The organism is Caballeronia sp. HLA56 (assembly GCF_054655155.1).
Window position 1 is genome coordinate 77,031 of the sequence record NZ_BAAHOB010000006.1, and the last position, 17,111, is coordinate 94,141.

Here is a 17,111-nt window from a genome sequence, read left to right on the forward strand (position 1 = left end):
GATTCGCTAAATGAGTAGAGAGTGGGTGGTGGCAAGTGCGCGCTTGTCTCTGCCATCACCTATTATCGTTAATCTGGCCGGAAAGGTAATCGACCGACAACATGCCAGCAAACGGACTACCACGGAAGCGTCTCGCCACGGTAGTTGTAGTAACGAAGTCCTGCCTTGCCCGACGACGCGGCTATCTGTTTTATTATCCCGGGGATGCTTTCATCAATGCTCAGGGTGGCATCGGCGCCGCCCATTTCTGTCCGAACCCATCCAGGATCGACCAGCGCGAGGCTTTTTGAAGCGCTCGCGTGGCGCGCGGCAAAGGAGCGCATCAGCATATTCAAAGCCGCCTTGCTGGCGCGATAGACTTCCCATCCACCGCTGTCGTTCAGTGCCACGCTACCGAGACTTGAGGACATAATTGCTATCGTTCCTTGTTGTTTCACCTTGTTGTATAGCCGTTCAATGATGCGGATCGGACTCAACGCGTTTGTCACCATCAAACGGCTGAAGTCCTCGGTCGTCACATTGTCCGCGCGATCCTCTGGACCAAGAGCGACGCCGGCATTGACATACAGGACATCAAACTCGTGATTAGGCAGACGGCCCGCGAGGGCCTCAATATCAGAGCTATCAGTGACGTCCATCTGCTCGATACGTATTTGCCCTGGAAACACCTGTTCTAAGCGATGCAGCGGCGTATCGCCACTTCGTACGGTAGCGACGACGTTCCAGTTTCGCGAAAGCCACTCTTGGGCGAGCGCGAAGCCTAGACCACGCGATGCACCAATGATCAAGACTTTTTTAGTGTTCGTCATATATCGATTCCTCCTTCATCAAAATGTTGAGATGACTATTCCTAAGACCCAAAGCAACCGCGACGCCCTCGGTGTGGCCTTCGGAAAGTATGTTGGACACCTCGCACCGCGTGCAAACGCCCCGGAGTCATAACACAAATGCCGCCGAGTAATGTCTGGACGGTTCGCCGCTGCCTAAATCTCTCGTCGTGAGGAAAACTGGGCGTCGGCGGAGAGCGAACGGCCACAAGCCGACGTTCGCGCCGATGGTGGCAGCTTACGAGTGGATCCCGTCACCCGCGATAGCTGTCCGCGACATTGCGCCTCTGTGTGCTGCGGAGCCTCGCGGGCACGCATCCGTTCAACCGTTCTCTCTTGCAAGCAGTTCGAGCTTGTCGATCGCCTTCGTTACCGCCGCCCGTGCAAGCATCTCGTCGCATCAGCGTTGTACATGCGGCGTCATGTCCAGTGTCACGTTTGCGAAGGCTCGTCGCCATGTACATCCGAAGTCGGCGATATCCGCGATGGAGTATCCGTCGCCCGCGACGAAGGGCTGTTCGGCAAGAAAAGTGACGAGCAGTTTCAGTTGACGATTTGTTTCGCCGGAAAAGCGCTCGATGGCGTGGAACATCACTTCCGGTGCAAATTTGAGAAAGTAACCTGCCTGCCCTAAGGCGGGGCCCAGGCCAGACGCGTGAGCGAACCGTTGCTCAAACGTGCGCGCCCGGTGTACAGGGTCCCACGAGAGAAGCTTGCCGTGTTTTTTCGGCAAGATAAACGAGATTGGCCGCAGACTCGGTCAGCACGAAATTGCGGTCTTCGGTGGTCAGCACTGGCACTTTTCCGTTGGCATTCAATTCGGGAAACGCATCGCTCCTCTGCTCGCCCTTTCGAACGTTGATGGCGTGCAGCGTTTAGTCGAATGCGAGTTCTTCGAGTGCAATCGACACCTTGACGGAGTTGGGTGTGGCGAATGCATGGACTTGGTACATGGAGAATGATCCTTTCAGAGAGATACCGGCTTAGCGTGAGACGAACTTTGCGCGGAATTCGTTCTCCAGTGAAGTCCGACCGGAGTGATAAGCGCTATTCCCCCAAGGAATGGCTCAGGATGCTTCTTGCTATTCCGCGCAGGAATGACTCAGGATGCTTCTTGCTATTCCGCGCAGGAATGACAGCTATCGCTCATTGCTGTCTTCTGCGGAGTCGTGCTCGCCCTGAATGATCCACAGGTCTTCACCCTTTTTCAGGCACGCGCAATGAACCCACTCATTACTCACACTCAGGTCGGCCCTTATCCGGTAAGTCACCGCGTCGTCATGGGGCCGCTTACACGAATGCGCACCGAAGCGCAGAACGTCCCCGGCGATCTGATGGTCGAGTACTACGCGCCGCGTGCTTCGGCCGGCGGCTTGTTAATTTCTGATGCGACGTCCGTGTCTCCGCTCGGCTTCGCCTATGTCGGCGCGCCAGGCATTTCTACTGATGCGCACAGGCGCGGCTGGAGACGCGTTACTGACGCCATCCACGCAAAAGGCGGACGAATCTACCTGCCGTTATGGCATGAGGGACGACAGGCGCATCCCGCCAACATTGGCGGCGTATTGCCGGTCGCGCCATCTGCCGTGCGCGCTTATGAACACTCGCAATTCAAGACGAAGACGGGCGCGTGATCGACTTCGAACAGGTCGTCCCGCGCGCACTGATGCTTGAAGAGATTGCTGGCGTGATCGAAGAATTCCGTCGCGCCGCGACGCTTGTGAGACAGGCTGGTTTCGATGGCGTGGAACGGCATGTTGCTAACGGTTATCTGCCCGACCAGATTTAACAGGACGCTTGAGAACCGGGCGCGCTTTCTGTTCGAGGTGATCGACGCAATCGTTTTGGTGTGGAATGCCGACCAGATTGCAGTGCGCCTATCGCCGGGAAGCACGTATGGCACGATGTTCGATAGCGATCCGCATGCTACGTTCGGGTACGTCGCGCGGCGTCTGGACGGCTATGGGCTCGCGTATCTGCACGTCGTTGAGCCACGAGTGCGCGGTAACGATGACATCGCCGCAGCGGCGACCGCCATTTCGGTGAAAGACTTGCGACGCGTGTACAAGGGCACACTCATCGCGGCAGGCGCCTTTACTGCGGACAGCGCGCGTCGCATGATCGAAACAGGCGACGCCGATCTCGTCGCATTCGGGCGCCTGTTTGTCTCCAATCCGGATCTGCCCGAGCGGCTGCGCGTCGGGGCACCGTTGAACCAGCGCGACCGTTCGACGTTCTACGGCGGCAACGCACGCGGTTATACCGACTATTCCTTCCACAGCCCCGCGCCGGTTGCCTGAACCGGACTGCACGCATCGCAATCCGGCCCCGCCGCAGGATCGTCTGCGGCGGGGCCGCTTGTATTTGCGGATTGCTTTCTTAAACGGGAGCAGATGACACAAACCAATCATCGGCGATTTCCATCGAGCGGTTGTTATGACGCGCTAGACTTCCGCCTGAACACATCTCAGCAACAACAGGGACTTTCACGGTCCGCAAGGAGCAGCAACGACATGGACCGCATGGCAGCAATGGAAACGTATGTCAGCGTCGTGGAGGCGGGTTCATTCTCGGCGGCCGCCAAGCGGCTCAAGCTTGGGCAACCGGCCGTATCTAAGTCGATCGCGCAGCTCGAGGAGCGGCTCGGCGTGCGGCTTTTGTTGCGCTCGACCCGCGGCTTAGCGCCCACCGATGCAGGCCAGCGCTTTTACGAACACGCGAGGCGCGCAATCGAAGAAGTGGACCTTGCCGAGCATGTCGCGCGCGACGCGTCGACAGGCCTATCCGGTGTGTTGCGCATCAGTGCAGCCGTGACCTTTGCGCGGCTGCATATCCTTCCGGCGCTGAAGACTTTTCTGGACCGGCACCCCAAGTTGCAGATTGATATCGTGCTGGACGATCGCAACATCGACCTGCTCGAAAAGGGCGTGGACGTGGCGCTGCGCATGGGTTCGCTCGACGACTCGACGATGACCGCACGCCGCATCGCGCAAAGCCGTCGGTTGGTGGTCGGCACGCCCGCGTATTTCGTCGAAGCGGGCGTGCCAAATACACCTGCGGAGCTCAGTCAGCATCAGGTGATCGTGTATTCGTTGCGAGGCGGCGGTGAGTCGTGGGCGTTCAGCCAGCAGGGAAAGGAAGTGGCGGTGGTGGTGTCGGGGCGCGTCAGCGTGAGCGCCGCCGAGGGCATGCGTACGACCTTGCTCGGCGGCATGGGCCTGGCAATCGCGTCGGAATGGATGTTCTCGCCGGAGCTCGCCGACGGCTCGGTACAGGCGGTATTGACTGACTGGGAACTGCCCCCGATCGACTTGTGGGCAGTCTTCCCGGCCGGACGCCTGGTAAGTGCGAAGGCGCGAGCGTTCGTCGCCTTCGTGGCAGAGGTACTCGGTGCTGCGGGCACCGACACCGAAACGCCCCTTTAGAAAGCGAGCTTGCCGATTGACGCACCGCCGTCGACGTAAAGCGTCTGACCGGTCATGAACCCTGCCGCCTCGGATAGCAAAAAGCCGATCGTCGCGGCAATCTCATGAGGCTGGCCGAAGCGACCCATCGGTACTGCGGACAGATAGCGCTTCTCGCCCTCGCTGCCGGGCGGATTGTTCGCGCGAAACAGCGTGGTCTCGGTCGGACCCGGTGCGACGGAATTCACCGTAATGCCCGTGCCTGCAAGTTCCAGCGCCCACGAACGCGCAAAGCTTACCAGCGCTGCTTTCGCCGCTGCATACGCCGTGCGTTGCGTCATGCCGAGAATTGTCAGGCTGGAAATGTTCACGACGCGTCCCCAGCCGCGTTCCTGCATGCCGGGAAGCAGCGCCTGGACCGTTTGGACGGCAGGGTGAAGATTTAGCGCGAGAACGTCGTCGAGATCGTTGAGCGCGACTTCCCCCAAGCGTTGCGGCCTGACTAATGCGACGTTGTTCACCACGCCATCGAAGGCATGACGTCGCACGAGGTCATCGAGCGCCGCGTTGGTTGCGGCACGGTCGGCCAGATCGACGCGGACCAGTTCGCCCGGAAAATCGCTTGCTTCGCGCGCGAGCCCCACCACGTAGTGGCCATCGGCAATCAGTTGTTCTGTCAACGCGAGGCCAATGCCTTTGGTCGCGCCGGTGATGAGAAATTTACGCTGTATCATCAAATGTCCTTGAAGAACCCGGAGGGAATTGAAACGCCGTGCCGGGTTCTCCGGCGCGGCCTTGCAGTTGCCTGGCTTTGAGCAGTAACGCTCAGGCGCTGGCCGTCGCCTTTTCCAGAACTGGGAACATGTCGGATGGATCTGGGCGGCGTGTGTAGTCCGGGTTGACCTCCGAATACAGCACGGTTCCATCCTGTCCAATGACGTAGCGCGCCGGCATCGGTAGCGTCCAGCTCGGGTCGTTATTGAACGCGGGCAGGTCGTTCTTCAGCTTTTTGTACAACCCAACCAAATAATCGGGCAACACGAAACGCAATCCGAAGTCGGCACCCGTCTGACCGCTTACATCGCTCAGCACCGGAAAGCCCAGTTCGTTGGTGCGTACGGACTTGCGGCTGTTCACTGGCGTCTGCGGAGAAATCGCTACCACGTTCGCACCATAGGCCTGAACCTGCGGCAGCGCCTCGTTGATCGCCTGCAATTCGATATTGCAATACGGGCACCACACACCGCGATAGAACGTCACCACCAGCGGACCCTTCGCCAGCATCGCAGCGGACGACACATCATTGCCGTCCTGATCCTTGAGCTTGAAATGCGGGGCTCGGTCGCCAGCCTTGATTGCGCGGCCAGCCTGTCCACTCGCAATCAGTTCTGCTGTAGCGCGTTCCATCACCGGATGAATCTCCGGCGGTGCGTTAAAGGGCGGCTTGCCCGCCTTGAAGTCGGCCCGGAATGCGTCGAGTTTGTCTTGCAGTGACATGAGTGTCTCCGTTGAGAGGATTAAACGAATGAATCAATTTAGGCTGCGTTCTGTGCTGCTGTGATTCGCGCCACTTCGGCTGCGGTGATACCTTCGAGCGCGAGGCCGTAGCCAATGCCCTCGTCGATCACGCGACGCAGGCGTTGAGTCAGGCCAATGCGCGTGTATTTGGTGGTGAGCGGCGGCTGTTTTGCGATCGTCGCGGCGATGGTGTACGCACGTTCGAGCAACTGATCTGCAGGCACGATTTCGTTCACCACACCCAGCGACTGCGCCTCCGCAGCGTCGAGCTTTTGCTGCGTAAGCACGAAGTACCGGCCGCGAATGCTGCCGATCATTTCCGGCCACAGCAGATGCACACCATCATTGGGTGCAATACCGAATGCAGCGTGCGGCATGTCCTGGAACACAGTCTCAGGCGTCGCCACGACGATGTCGCACAGCAAGACATATTCGGAATGCAGCAGGACCGCGCCGTTGAGTGCGGCGATCATCGGCACTTCGATGTCGAGAATATTCATTAGGATCTTGCGGCCTTCGCGGAAGATCTTGTCGTAGCCGCGCGGCGTGAAGAAGTCGAAGCCTTCCGGCGAGATCGCGTCCATAAAGGCGTCGCCACTCCCCGTCAGGATGACCACGCGGTTTTCCGGGTCTTCGCCGATCTGATGAAACATATCGGTGAACTGCTCATGCGTGTGGCCATTGAAGACGAGCTTCGCGCCTTCCGTATGGAAGCGGACCTCGAGCACGCCGTCCGGTGTGCGCGTCAGTCGTGCATTAGGGTAGGCGTTTTTATAGCGGTCAAATGTGGACATGGCGGTTTCTCGGAGAGCTTCTGTATGGGATGGATGAAGGCCGTGAGGGCTCCCGGGAGGCTTATGCCGCAGCAGCAACCGGTTTGGTCCACTCATTAACGGCCATGAAGCCGTCGAGTTCGGTGTGGACGATGTGATTTGTGTAGTTGCTCATTACCTTCGTCGCCACGCCCAGGATCACTTCAAGCACGTTCTGACGGGTGTAGCCGGCGGCAAGAAATGCGTCGACATCGGCGTCCGGGACGAAACCCCGCTCACGCACCACGAGCGTCGTAAAGCGATGCAGCGCTTCGAGTTTTGCATCGGGCAGCGGCGTGCCGGCGCGCAGTGCGGCAATTACAACCGCGTCCATCTTGATCATCTTTGCAAGCGTGCTGTGACCGGCCATGCAGTAGTGACAGTTATTCTCGAAGTTCGCGGTCAGATACACCACCTGCTGTTCAGGCGGCGTCAGCGTGCTTTTCGAGAAGAGGTCCCACAGCGCCGAGTAACCGGCCAGCAGCGCGGGCGACTCCGCCATATGCGCCTGAAGATTGGGGACGAAGCCAAATGCGCGCTTCGTGTCTTCGAGAACGGCCTTCGAAGCGGCCGGTGCGTTTTCGATCGAGTAGGTCGGGAAGCTGCTCATCGTGTTGCTCACGTTAGTTGACGGTGAGCAAATGATGACGGTCAGCACTTCCTCGAAGAAGGCAGGCGCCGTCGATAACAGTCATTCTTGGGAGGCATAAAGCGAGGCGGCATTGAAGCGATGTGGACTGAAAAGCCCGACAGTTCACGCAGCGGGAATAATCGTTTAGGGCTCGGACGACTGCCTTCGATCATTGGCATTAGTAAGGGACGGGCCGCTTCAACTTCGAAAGCGGGATGCACAACTCTCAACCGAGCCATGGGCTGCTCAGGGTCAGTAGGGAGTGTTCAAGCTGGCCCGCGATGACTCCCATCGCTCATTTCGGATCCTTAGATCTTGTTGGCTCAAAAGCGGGATGTACATCACCTAAATAAGGAACCCATATATAATATTTATATGTCATCCTCTGTAAGCTAACAACCTCACGTAATGCAGAGCGTTTGCCGGTTCTTGATGTTCATGCTTCGGAGCGACACTATTTAGCTCGGGGCTGACTGTTTTTTCAGTGTTAGTCGCGCGAGCATGGTATCGAGCGCTTTCAGATCAACGGGCTTTGCAAAGTGGGCATCAAATCCAGCCCTGAATGCACGTTCCCGATCCATTTCGCTTCCATAGCCTGTCACCGCAATAAACGCGGTGCGCGCCATCGAGTTTATCTTCGCAAGCTTCTGGACCAGTTCGTAGCCATCCGTGTTGGGCAATCCGATGTCGCTGATCACCACATCTGGCTGTTGTTCGATCATCATGGCCAACGCGTCCTGCGCCCGATAGGCTACTCGGACCGAATGTCCGTAAATGCGGTAGTAGAGCGCCAATGCGTCAGCCGTATCAACATTGTCCTCGACGATGACGATATCAAGCGTGGAGCCGAGGTTGGCCTGATCTTCAACAGTTGGGGCCACTGGTCTATCAGCAGGTTTGAGCGTCAGGATGAACTCGCTTCCTTGCCCGCGCCCCGCACTTTTTACCCCTAGTGATCCCCCGTGCCACTCAGCTAACCGCCGCGCGAGCGCTAGTCCCAGGCCCATGCCGCCTTTGGCTCGATCAAGTGGCTGCTTGCTCTGCCCAAATACTTCGAATATCTCGTTGATGTCTTGAGCGTCGATGCCGATGCCAGAATCCAACACATGAATCTCGACGCCATCGTCAGATGCCTCAACAGTAACGTCAATGTTGCCGCCTTCCGGCGTGTACTTCGCAGCATTGGTCAGCAAGTTGGATATGAGCAGTGGGCACTGAGTTTGATCCGCAAGCACCCATGGGTCATCCACAATCGTGCAAGAAAAGGCATGCCGGCCATCCAGAATGAAACCCTGACTCATCTCGATAGCTTGGTCTACAAGCTTTCGGGACGAGACTGGCCCGAGTTCGAGTTCAACGACACCAAATGACACCAATGAAGCCGATAGAAGATGGTCGACGATTTCACTCATATACCGAACATGGCGATCGATCAGCGACTTGGCCCATATCCGTTGATCGAGCGTTATCTCTACCTGCTGCAGCAGTTGCACGGCAGTAAGTATCGGGGCCAAGGGCGCACGCAATTCGTGGGCGAGCATCGCTAGAAACTGGTCGCGGTTAAGCTGGGCGTGCTCAAGACGATCGCGTAAAGACCGAATCTCTCGCTGTGCCTCAATAGCTTCGAGGTGTTTGATGACTTGCTGCGCAAATTTACGGAGTATCCGAATCTCTCTATCGTCGATATCACGCGCTTGGGTATCGGTCACACATAGTGTTCCAAGCGGCAGGCCGCTGGGCAATCTCAGTACAACACCGGCGTAAAAGCGCACCCGGCGTTCGTCGGTAACAATGGGATGGTTTGCGAAGGATGGACTGCGCGATGCGTCAGAAATGATAAGTACATCACCGGTTTCAACGGCGGCGGCGCATAGGCAGTGCTCGTTAGGGCGATTCAAGCGAGCAGCTCCCCACGCAGCATGACACCAGGTCTGCACATCATCAACGAAGTTGATGAAGGCAGCGGAGACGCGCAAAGCAGTCGCAACAAGCTCCACTACCGCATCAAAATGAGATTCGGCGGGCTTGCCAAGTATGTTGAGAGATCTCAATTGCGAAAGCCGGCCGGAATCTGACAGGACGGAAACGGTCGACATGGAACACGTCATAGGCGAAAGGAGAACGTAGTCGAAGGCGCAAGTTATGTTCCTAGTGAATAAGCTGGCCAGAAGGACGCAACACCGTCGCAGGTAGGAATAGGCATAAAATCGAAGGAGGCACTGACTGGAGAACAATTTGGACTCGCCCTCGGTAGCATTTTTTGTAGGCCGATTGTCAGCATTGCTGGGTCAACAGCCGGCCGGCACCACAGCAGAATTGACCGAAGTCGCAGTTGCGTATTTGGATGTAGACGGATTGGTGGGTGTCTTTCTATCAAAGGACAGCAAAGGGTTGCTCGACGAAGAGTTCGAGTTTGATGAAAATACGTGGCTTAACTGGAGTCCGGAGCTTGACGCATGGTTGGATAAGCCTACGTACGCAACACGGTCGGACTTTAGAGCCTGGCGAGCGTTTAGGCATGGGCGGCTGAATCTGTAACGATATGGAGACGCGACTGTCGCCGTTGCATGCAAGGAAACAGATGTGTAGATCTGCACACCGAGTGACCCGCATGCTCTACCGAACAAACCATCGCAGGCGGTTGAGGCAGGCGATACCGGAGTTGGGGCTTAGTTGGCTGATCGGCCTAATGATGAAATGCTTGGGGACCACGACAATGTAAGTCTAGGTCGAGAAACATCCTGTGGTTGAGAAGTACGCCGGTCTAAGCATAGGAGTACACGATGAATGACCAAGAAATTAACCTGCGTGCGGGACTGGCCGCGTTCTCGGATGCGGACCGTGTGGTTCCCGTGAACCTTGAACGGTTCGACCCGATGAATTCGCTTGACGACCTGATCAAGTTGCTCGTGGAAACGGGCATTTCTTTTTCCCGTCCCAGTAACATGGAAGTCGCAGCCGAAGACGGACGTAGAAGAACCAAAGTAACGATCGAAGATGGCAACGTAGTTGGTGCGGCCGCGAAAGCGGCGTGCGAACTGGCGGCGAGCTGGGTGGATGACGATGACGTAAAGGCTTGGCAAATCGCGACAGGAAGGTTTTTACGCTAGCTCTTTTCAGTGGCGAACTTACACCGTTTGAAAAAGCTGGCATCGACGCTTCTACTATTTGCGCATAGTTAGAGGGACGGACGTCCTTTACGGGTTCGCTCCGGAAGTTCGCCGCGAGGCTGAAGCGTCGGCGTTTGGACCGTGAACTTCAGCAACCGGCCAACAGCCGTCGCTCGCTTTGGCCAAAACTTGTATTTAGGATGGCGGTTTCAGATCGTTCCAGTCACTCACATCCGATGAGGCGTCTTGCTTCACTAGCTGTGTTCGCTTGGTGACCACGACTATTGGCTTGAGCAGGCAGGCCCGACTGATGGCAATGGAATCACAAAGAGAAGGAGCTGGTCGTCGCTAGATGTTAAATAGTCGCTAGATATCTAACGCCGTTTCCATTGAGTAATGGTGACTTTTGTTCCCATACCGACCGTCGATGCGATGTCGAACTCATCTTGTTGATGCGCACGCAAAACTGACCCACTTCTGCTAGAAATTTGCATCGAAAATTGACCCACATGTTCAACTTCCTGCTTGGACGCCAAGCAGGAGAACGGAGTGATAACCGTGAGCATGTTGGCCAAGATTCGGCGGATGCATTTCCGCGACGGCGTCCCGCTTCGGGACATTGCGAGACAGACAGGACTGTCGAGAAACACGATTCGACGATGGCTGCGTGAGCCGTCGTCCGACGAGCCGAAGTACACCAAACGCGTCAACAACAGTGTCGTCGACCCATGGTCGGAGCAACTGCGCCTGTGGCTGGTCGCCGACGTTAAACGTCCCAGACGAGAGCGACGCTCCGCAACTCAGATGTATGAGGATTTGCGTGCGGCTGGCTACGACGGCAGCGACGACCGCGTGTCAGCGTTCGTACGCAATTGGAAGAAGGAACGCGACGCTGGTGCGCAGCGCGGCGCCTTCGTGCCGCTGGCTTTCGAATATGGCGAAGCCTTCCAGTTTGACTGGAGTTGTGAGTATGTCTTCGTCGGTGGGCTTAGACGAAGGATAGAAGTCGCTCACATGAAGCTCGCCGCGAGTCGGGCGTTCTGGCTTGTTGCCTATCCAACCCAAAGCCACGAGATGTTGTTCGACGCCCACGCACGAGCGTTCGTGGCTTTAGGGGGCGTTCCTCGACGCGGCATCTACGACAACATGAAGACGGCCGTGGATAAGGTCGGGCCGGGTAAGGAACGGGCTATTAACGCGCGCTTCCACGCGATGTGTGGCCATTATCTATTCGAGCCTGAGTTCTGCAACCGAGCGGCCGGTTGGGAGAAAGGCATAGTCGAGAAGAACGTTCAGGACCGGCGTCGACAGATTTGGCACGATGCAATCGCCGTTCGATGGGAGTCGCTCGAAGTTCTAAACATATGGTTGGCCGAGCGATGCCAACAAGCCTGGAAGCAGCTGAAGCATCCTCAATGGCCTGAGCTGACGGTAGAGGATGCCTTGGCGGACGAACGTCCACGGCTGATGCAGGTTCCCAAACCGTTCGACGGCTACATCGAGAAGCCTGTGCGCGTCTCGCCAACGAGCCTGGTGCATCTTGACCGCAACCGCTACAGCGTACCGACGGAATATGCGCACCACATCGTCAGTCTCCGGAGCTATCCAACCTACATCAGCCTCGTGGCCGATGGTGTCGAGATAGCGCGTCATCCGCGTAGCTCGACCGTTACCAAACCTTCTACGACTGGCGGCACTACATCAACCTTGTCGAGCGTAAGCCCGGCTCGTTAAGAAACGGCGCGCCATTCTTAACAATGCCTGAACCGATGCTTCGACTGCAGAGGTACTTGTTGAAGCAAACCGGTGGCGACCGGGTCATGGTGCAGGTCCTCGCGGCAACTCCGGTTCATGGTCTAGAGGCCGTGCTGGTTGCGGTTGAGCTTGCGCTCGAATCGGGGCGTCCGAGCGGTGACCATGTCCTGAACATTCTTGCTCGACTAAAAAGTCCGACGGCACGTGCAGGTGACGTCGTGAGAACGGCAATCACGCTCAAGGTCGAGCCGCTTGCGGATGTCCACCGCTACGAGCAGCTTCGCGTTCCACGTAACGAGGAGGATGGTCATGTCGAATGAAACCGCTGCACTACTTAAGTCATTGAAGCTCCACGGAATGGCGCAAGCATGGCCAGAGTTGGTCGCCCAAGCGCGCCATAACGAGTTTGAACCGGAGAAATTCATGCAGATGATGCTGAAGGCGGAGACAGCTGAGCGGCAGGTCCGGTCAATCAACTATCAGATGGCCGCTGCCCGCTTCCCCGCACATCGTGACCTTGCCGGCTTCGACTTCGAGCAGGCGAGCGTCGACGAAACGCTCGTGCGCGACCTCCATACCGTACGGTTCTGCGAATCAGCGCAGAACGTCGTGTTCATCGGTGGGCCTGGCACGGGGAAAACGCACCTTGCGACATCCATTGGTATCGAAGCAATACAACAATACGGGAAACGAGTTCGATTCTTTACCACAGTCGAGCTCGTGAACCACCTTGAAGCCGAGAAGGCTGCTGGCAAACCTGGCCAGTTGGCTAACCGCCTGATGTACGTCGATGCCATCGTCCTAGATGAACTGGGCTACTTACCATTCACGCAGACGGGCGGTGCGCTGCTGTTTCACCTGTTCTCTAAACTGTACGAGCGTACGAGCATTCTCGTGACGACCAACTTAAGCTTCACCGAATGGTCGAACGTATTCGGCGATGCAAAGATGACTACGGCACTGCTCGACCGACTTACGCACCACTGCCATATCGTCGAAACAGGCAACGACTCGTGGCGCTTTAAAAACAGCACGGCGGGGCAGCCCGCTTCGCGGGCTGCAACCCGAAAAAGCTCACCCAAGCGACTAAAAGAGGAGGAAAACGACACACCAGAATGATGTTTCTGCACATCAGGGGTGGGTCAATTTTAGATGCAAAAAGTGGGTCAGTTTCCGGTGCAAATCAACACTTTTGCCGCGCACGCCTCGTTGGTTTGCAACGTCGGTTGCGTCAAATCGAACCAATGGCGTGGATCCACCAAGTCACACAGCAGGCTTGCCATCGCGGGCTTTGGCGCGAGTTGGCCCAGGCGCTCCTTGGCGAAAAGCGCGCGGGTCGGGAAACCGGACTCGTAGACATCGCGAAATCCGTAATGATTGAAAAACTCGACGAGATCTTGCCCCCGGCGATACGGCCAGCCGATTGCAAAATCGTCCTCGCCGGGCTGAGCGAGCGCGGGGGTGGCAGCGGCCGCAATCGCGCCAGCGTCGAGCACATTTGCTTGCTCGCGCCGTTGCGCGCGGGACGGCTCGCGCGAGAAGCCGGCGACTTTTTGTGCTCCGCCAGCAGCCTTGACAATGGCTCCTACGACCATCGCGGAAGACATTTGTCGCGAGGTCGAGAACGGCGAGTCGGTGGAGGCGCGAATCGACCACAGCCCGCGAATCACGTGCAAGCGCTGTTTGCAGCTCGTCGAGAGCCTTCGCAAGCATCGAATCGGGTAGGGCAGGCGCGCGGCGATCGCCCCCGTGTGGCCGCTGCGGCCCAGCGCAAAACGCGACGCGCGGCAAGGCTGGGGCATTGTCGCGTTGATGCGCGCCGCTCTTTATGACAAAGCCTGCCGCGTTTTGTCGCTTCTGCGAACTGGCGCTGCGTTCGCGCGGGTCAACAGCATCAACGCGGCCGCGCCAGCACGGTTCGCAGCTCCGCTCCACCGCGCGGCATTAGACTTCTCGTCTTCACAGTCTTGTTATCTTGAGTAAGCCGTCCGGTTGGGCGCTCAGCTTGAATTTGATTTCGTTCATCGAATTATGCAGGTCGCACAGGGCGCTCAGCTCGTCTTCGCTGATGCGATACTTCGCCAAGTGCCCCGCAGTTGGGTGCGAGATCGACTCCGTCAGTATCGACATTGGCCATAGAGGATCGATGTATCCTTCGATGAACGTCCCTTGCATTTCCCTAAGCTTTCGCCCGCTCTTGCTTTCCTTCGAAAAGTTTTTTAGATCCGCCTGGAACGTCAGGATGCCAAATTCCGACGATCGGTCGTGGAGAGGAACGAAATCTTGATCCGCTGAGACGATGCAGATGGAGTCGGCCTCTTTCTTGTAGAAAGCATCCATCGTGCGCATGACGATCCGTGTGTCGACTTCTTTCTCGTCAAACGTTCGAAGGCCGTGAGTGCCCACATATACGGTGAAAAATCCCCGTTGAGTGCCTCCATGCTCGACATTTTTGGTCAGGGAATCGACGAAATCATCGTAGGCGGAATAGTCGCGAACGAACACACCTTGTCGCTCAACGATGCCTTGTTTGAGCTGTTCGAGTTGTCGCGCCGCTTCGGGGCTGCCCTCTTTGGCCCGCCGCTTCAAGTTGAACTCAAGGTATTCCAACGGCGCCGGCGCATGAAAAAGTTCGAAACTGGGGGCGACGTCAAGGTAGGTCACACCCTTCTGAACTTTCAGTTCCTCACCCAAGAACGGCCGTCCGTCGACAAAGTTGATTTTGATTGAGGCCAGTAGCTCGTTGAGGTCGCGAGTCGCCGTCGGTCGCGCTTTCGCGATGCGCTGTGTAATTTCCGTAACGGCGCCTCGGATTTGCAGATAAGCAAACCGACTGAGAATCAGGCCGTCGTCGATTGGGAAGCCTCGCTCAGACAGCCACTTATGGAGCGCCAGATACATCCCTTGAAGATCCACCAGGATGAGCAGCTTGTGCTCCTCGACCTTAGATTCCGAGGCCTCGATCGCCAGCTTCGCGGCCGCAAGTTGTGCTTGATGGAGCTCCTTGCGTCGCTGCGCTGCGACCTCTTTGTTCGCTTCAAACTGCTCACCGCTGGGCTCCCGCCCCGTCGACGTTTTTCGCATTCGGCTCTCCTCTTTGTTTTCGGTTGAGAAAATGTCGTTTAAGTTTTTAAACGCGCCTGGCTAGGGGTCGTGCAACCCCGCTTTCGTGTCGGCGGCGCGATCCATCACAACGATGCTAGCGACGAGCGGAATTCTCCCTCATTGGGGACGCTCGCGCCTAATCGCAACGTTCAGATAAGCCGAAGTGCGTGACGCACACGCTCCGCCACGTCAGCGGTTCATCGCGCCGACACGAAGGCATTAGAGTTTTCTCAGCTAAAGGCGAAAGGCCGTTTGCAAGTGGAACCCGATGCAGCTAACCGTCTGACCCTGTACTACTTAGAGTTCTACGTCAGAACGCGTCTAAGAGCAGACTTATGCGTAAGCGCGCATTAGACGGCGCCCCTTGCGCGTTGCCATGCGACATACGTCAAGCTATGGTTGGATTCAGTCGCCAGGGCAGCAAAGCCTCGTAGTCGTCCGCGGTGTGCGCGTGCGGCAGACCTTTGAACAACGCGATGAGGTATTGGTACGGCTCAATGCTGTTGGCTTTGCAGGTTTGCACGAGCGAATACAGGTTGGCGGCGGCGTTTGCGCCGGCGACGCTGTCACTAAAGAGCCAGTTCCGGCGCCCGACCGTAAACGGTCTGATCGCGTTCTCACATGGGTTGTTCGAGATGGGCCACGCTCCGTTGCCGACGTAGCGAACCAGCTTGGGCCATTGGCCTCGCAGATATTGAAGCGCTTTGCCGAACCCGCTTTGCGGCAACACCGTGTTCAGATGACGCGATAGTAGCGCCTCGATCTGATCAAGAACTGGCTGACTCCTGGCCTGTCTGAGTTGCTGGCGCTGCTCCGGCGTCATGTGTTCGGATCGTGCCTCAACGGCAAACAGCTGGCCGATCAGGCGAATGAATTCGCTCACCGGATGATTGCCGCCGCGCTGTACCTTTGGGAGGTCCTCTTCCGCCTCAATCAGGTAACGTCGCGCGTGCGCCCAACATCCGAGGTGCACCAGCTGGTTTGTTCGGGCGATTTCGTTGTACGGCTCGTAGCCGTCGCTCATCAATACCGCTCCGGGTTTGATGCCTGCGTAGAGCACGGCGGCCTGCGCCGCGCTGCGCGTGGGACTGTAGCTGAACATTCGTACTGGTGGTCCGGTACCGTTCATCTGCGCCCACATGTAGCTCTTACGTTGTGCAGCACGGTCTGGCTCTTTTAGAACTTGCACCGTCGTTTCATCGCCGTAGACGATGTCGGCCTCGAGCAGGTGGTCGCGCATCAGGTTAATCAGCGGCTGCACTGCCATGCCGACGCGCACTACGCTTGCTGCCAGCGTGCCGCGTGAGAGATCGCCACCGAAACGGTGCAGCAACGCGGCGATCCGGTACAGCGGCAGCGCGTCAGCGAACTTACTCACAACCACCCATGCAAGCGCTGATTCAGTGAGTAAGCCCTTCGGGATGATGCGCGAAGGTGCCGGCGTCACCTTGATGCCAAGGTCGCAGCAAGGGCATGCGTATTTAAGTCGCTGGTGCTGAATGACGCGAACCTGCTGCGGCACGATATCGAGTTGCTCGCTGATCTCGGCGCCGATCTCGACCAGTGCGTGGCCGTCGTGTGCACAGACGCGTTCTGATTCGGGCAACTCATGGCGCACGACCTCACGAGGTAGCATCGGGTTTTACGGTTTGCGCCCACGCTTCTTGCGTTCATGCGCGCCGACTTCGACGCTCTGTTCAGTTTCAGTCTCTTGCGCCGGCTTGCATCCCGTTGCGAGCGCTTCTGCTTCGTTCAGGAAGAGGTCGCATTGCTCAGCACCGCGCACTTCGCTCCTGGAAGCAAACAACTGCCGCTGATAGGCCTTAAGCTTCTCGCGCAGCAAATCGCGTTCGACTGTCACCACACGCAACTCGCCCTTCATGGCAGCGAGTTCTGCGCGCAGCGCCTGCAGTTCGTCGGTAGAGGAAGAAGATGATGGCGGCATCGCT

General features: G+C 57.4%; 16 protein-coding genes and 2 pseudogenes. 7 read left to right on the forward strand and 11 right to left on the reverse strand.

Going from position 1 to position 17,111, the window contains the following annotated elements; genetic code table 11:
- Positions 1-116: 116 nt before the first annotated feature.
- The 3 genes from ACYQ47_RS34810 to ACYQ47_RS34820 form a co-directional block, all read right to left on the reverse strand.
- Positions 117-809 (reverse strand): SDR family NAD(P)-dependent oxidoreductase, encoded by a 693-nt coding sequence (locus ACYQ47_RS34810; protein ID WP_459909564.1) that lies wholly within the window; start codon positions 807-809, stop codon positions 117-119.
- 418 nt (positions 810-1,227) lie between these two features.
- Complete coding sequence (locus ACYQ47_RS34815) at positions 1,228-1,560, reverse strand: glutathione S-transferase family protein (RefSeq protein WP_459909943.1); 333 nt, start codon at positions 1,558-1,560, stop codon at positions 1,228-1,230.
- Positions 1,499-1,645 carry a hypothetical protein gene (locus ACYQ47_RS34820; RefSeq protein ID WP_459909566.1) on the reverse strand — a complete coding sequence of 49 codons (147 nt, stop codon included), beginning with the start codon at positions 1,643-1,645 and terminating at the stop codon, positions 1,499-1,501. Before ACYQ47_RS34820 ends, ACYQ47_RS34815 begins: the two co-directional genes overlap by 62 nt.
- A 402-nt stretch (positions 1,646-2,047) precedes the next feature.
- Between ACYQ47_RS34820 and ACYQ47_RS34825 the strand changes: the two genes are divergently transcribed.
- The 4 genes from ACYQ47_RS34825 to ACYQ47_RS34840 all read left to right on the forward strand — a co-directional run bounded on the left by ACYQ47_RS34825 (position 2,048) and on the right by ACYQ47_RS34840 (position 4,252).
- Positions 2,048-2,461 carry an oxidoreductase gene (locus ACYQ47_RS34825; protein ID WP_459909568.1) on the forward strand — a complete coding sequence of 138 codons (414 nt, stop codon included), beginning with the start codon at positions 2,048-2,050 and terminating at the stop codon, positions 2,459-2,461.
- A complete protein-coding gene (locus ACYQ47_RS34830; protein ID WP_459909570.1) occupies positions 2,458-2,616 on the forward strand; it encodes an oxidoreductase in 159 nt (52 codons plus the stop codon). Before ACYQ47_RS34825 ends, ACYQ47_RS34830 begins: the two co-directional genes overlap by 4 nt.
- Positions 2,582-3,127, forward strand: a complete 546-nt coding sequence (locus ACYQ47_RS34835; RefSeq protein ID WP_459909572.1) for an oxidoreductase — start codon at positions 2,582-2,584, stop codon at positions 3,125-3,127. The genes ACYQ47_RS34830 and ACYQ47_RS34835 overlap by 35 nt, the downstream gene beginning before the upstream one ends.
- A gap of 213 nt (positions 3,128-3,340) precedes the next feature.
- Positions 3,341-4,252: a LysR family transcriptional regulator gene (locus tag ACYQ47_RS34840; protein ID WP_459909574.1), complete on the forward strand. Its 912-nt coding sequence runs from the start codon at positions 3,341-3,343 to the stop codon at positions 4,250-4,252.
- Here ACYQ47_RS34840 and ACYQ47_RS34845 read toward each other — a convergent pair.
- The 5 genes from ACYQ47_RS34845 to ACYQ47_RS34865 form a co-directional block, all read right to left on the reverse strand.
- Positions 4,249-4,965, reverse strand: a complete 717-nt coding sequence (locus tag ACYQ47_RS34845) for an SDR family oxidoreductase (RefSeq protein ID WP_459909576.1) — start codon at positions 4,963-4,965, stop codon at positions 4,249-4,251. The two genes, ACYQ47_RS34840 and ACYQ47_RS34845, sit on opposite strands and share 4 nt — an antisense overlap.
- A gap of 91 nt (positions 4,966-5,056) precedes the next feature.
- Positions 5,057-5,728: a peroxiredoxin-like family protein gene (locus tag ACYQ47_RS34850; RefSeq protein WP_459909578.1), complete on the reverse strand. Its 672-nt coding sequence runs from the start codon at positions 5,726-5,728 to the stop codon at positions 5,057-5,059.
- A 38-nt stretch (positions 5,729-5,766) separates the two neighbouring features.
- On the reverse strand, positions 5,767-6,621 hold the full coding sequence (locus ACYQ47_RS34855; protein WP_459909580.1) for an enoyl-CoA hydratase/isomerase family protein: 855 nt from the start codon (positions 6,619-6,621) through the stop codon (positions 5,767-5,769).
- Entirely contained in the window at positions 6,605-7,171 is a 567-nt protein-coding gene (locus tag ACYQ47_RS34860; RefSeq protein ID WP_459909582.1) for a carboxymuconolactone decarboxylase family protein, read from the reverse strand. The genes ACYQ47_RS34855 and ACYQ47_RS34860 overlap by 17 nt, the downstream gene beginning before the upstream one ends.
- 479 nt (positions 7,172-7,650) lie before the next feature.
- The gene (locus ACYQ47_RS34865) at positions 7,651-9,288 is read right to left on the reverse strand and encodes a hybrid sensor histidine kinase/response regulator (RefSeq protein WP_459909584.1); all 1,638 of its coding nucleotides are present in this window, start codon (positions 9,286-9,288) and stop codon (positions 7,651-7,653) included.
- Between the two features lie 687 nt (positions 9,289-9,975).
- Here ACYQ47_RS34865 and ACYQ47_RS34870 point away from each other — a divergent pair.
- The 3 genes and pseudogenes from ACYQ47_RS34870 to istB all read left to right on the forward strand — a co-directional run bounded on the left by ACYQ47_RS34870 (position 9,976) and on the right by istB (position 13,176).
- Positions 9,976-10,302, forward strand: coding sequence for a hypothetical protein (locus tag ACYQ47_RS34870; RefSeq protein ID WP_459909586.1), 327 nt, complete (start codon positions 9,976-9,978; stop codon positions 10,300-10,302).
- Positions 10,303-10,860: 558 nt separating this feature from the next.
- Positions 10,861-12,377: pseudogene (gene istA, locus ACYQ47_RS34875) on the forward strand (IS21 family transposase).
- On the forward strand, positions 12,361-13,176 hold the full coding sequence (gene istB / locus ACYQ47_RS34880; RefSeq protein WP_459909588.1) for an IS21-like element helper ATPase IstB: 816 nt from the start codon (positions 12,361-12,363) through the stop codon (positions 13,174-13,176). Before istA ends, istB begins: the two are co-directional and overlap by 17 nt.
- A 47-nt stretch (positions 13,177-13,223) precedes the next feature.
- Here istB and ACYQ47_RS34885 read toward each other — a convergent pair whose 3' ends face one another.
- From ACYQ47_RS34885 to tnpC, 3 genes and pseudogenes are all read right to left on the reverse strand, one after another.
- On the reverse strand, positions 13,224-13,733 hold the full coding sequence (locus ACYQ47_RS34885; RefSeq protein WP_459909590.1) for a hypothetical protein: 510 nt from the start codon (positions 13,731-13,733) through the stop codon (positions 13,224-13,226).
- Between the two features lie 283 nt (positions 13,734-14,016).
- Entirely contained in the window at positions 14,017-15,141 is a 1,125-nt protein-coding gene (locus ACYQ47_RS34890; RefSeq protein WP_459909592.1) for an NYN domain-containing protein, read from the reverse strand.
- Positions 15,142-15,550: 409 nt separating this feature from the next.
- Positions 15,551-17,107, reverse strand: a pseudogene (gene tnpC / locus ACYQ47_RS34895) (IS66 family transposase).
- Positions 17,108-17,111: the final 4 nt, after the last annotated feature.

Coding starts and splice junctions, on each gene's coding strand:
- ACYQ47_RS34810 (WP_459909564.1), bottom strand. CDS start 809: ATGACGAACACTAAAAAAGTCTTGATCATTGGTGCATCGCGTGGTCTA.
- ACYQ47_RS34825 (WP_459909568.1), top strand. CDS start 2,048: ATGAACCCACTCATTACTCACACTCAGGTCGGCCCTTATCCGGTAAGT.
- ACYQ47_RS34835 (WP_459909572.1), top strand. CDS start 2,582: ATGTTGCTAACGGTTATCTGCCCGACCAGATTTAACAGGACGCTTGAG.
- ACYQ47_RS34840 (WP_459909574.1), top strand. CDS start 3,341: ATGGACCGCATGGCAGCAATGGAAACGTATGTCAGCGTCGTGGAGGCG.
- ACYQ47_RS34845 (WP_459909576.1), bottom strand. CDS start 4,965: ATGATACAGCGTAAATTTCTCATCACCGGCGCGACCAAAGGCATTGGC.
- ACYQ47_RS34850 (WP_459909578.1), bottom strand. CDS start 5,728: ATGTCACTGCAAGACAAACTCGACGCATTCCGGGCCGACTTCAAGGCG.
- ACYQ47_RS34860 (WP_459909582.1), bottom strand. CDS start 7,171: ATGAGCAGCTTCCCGACCTACTCGATCGAAAACGCACCGGCCGCTTCG.
- ACYQ47_RS34865 (WP_459909584.1), bottom strand. CDS start 9,288: ATGTCGACCGTTTCCGTCCTGTCAGATTCCGGCCGGCTTTCGCAATTG.
- ACYQ47_RS34870 (WP_459909586.1), top strand. CDS start 9,976: ATGAATGACCAAGAAATTAACCTGCGTGCGGGACTGGCCGCGTTCTCG.
- istB (WP_459909588.1), top strand. CDS start 12,361: ATGGTCATGTCGAATGAAACCGCTGCACTACTTAAGTCATTGAAGCTC.
- ACYQ47_RS34890 (WP_459909592.1), bottom strand. CDS start 15,141: ATGCGAAAAACGTCGACGGGGCGGGAGCCCAGCGGTGAGCAGTTTGAA.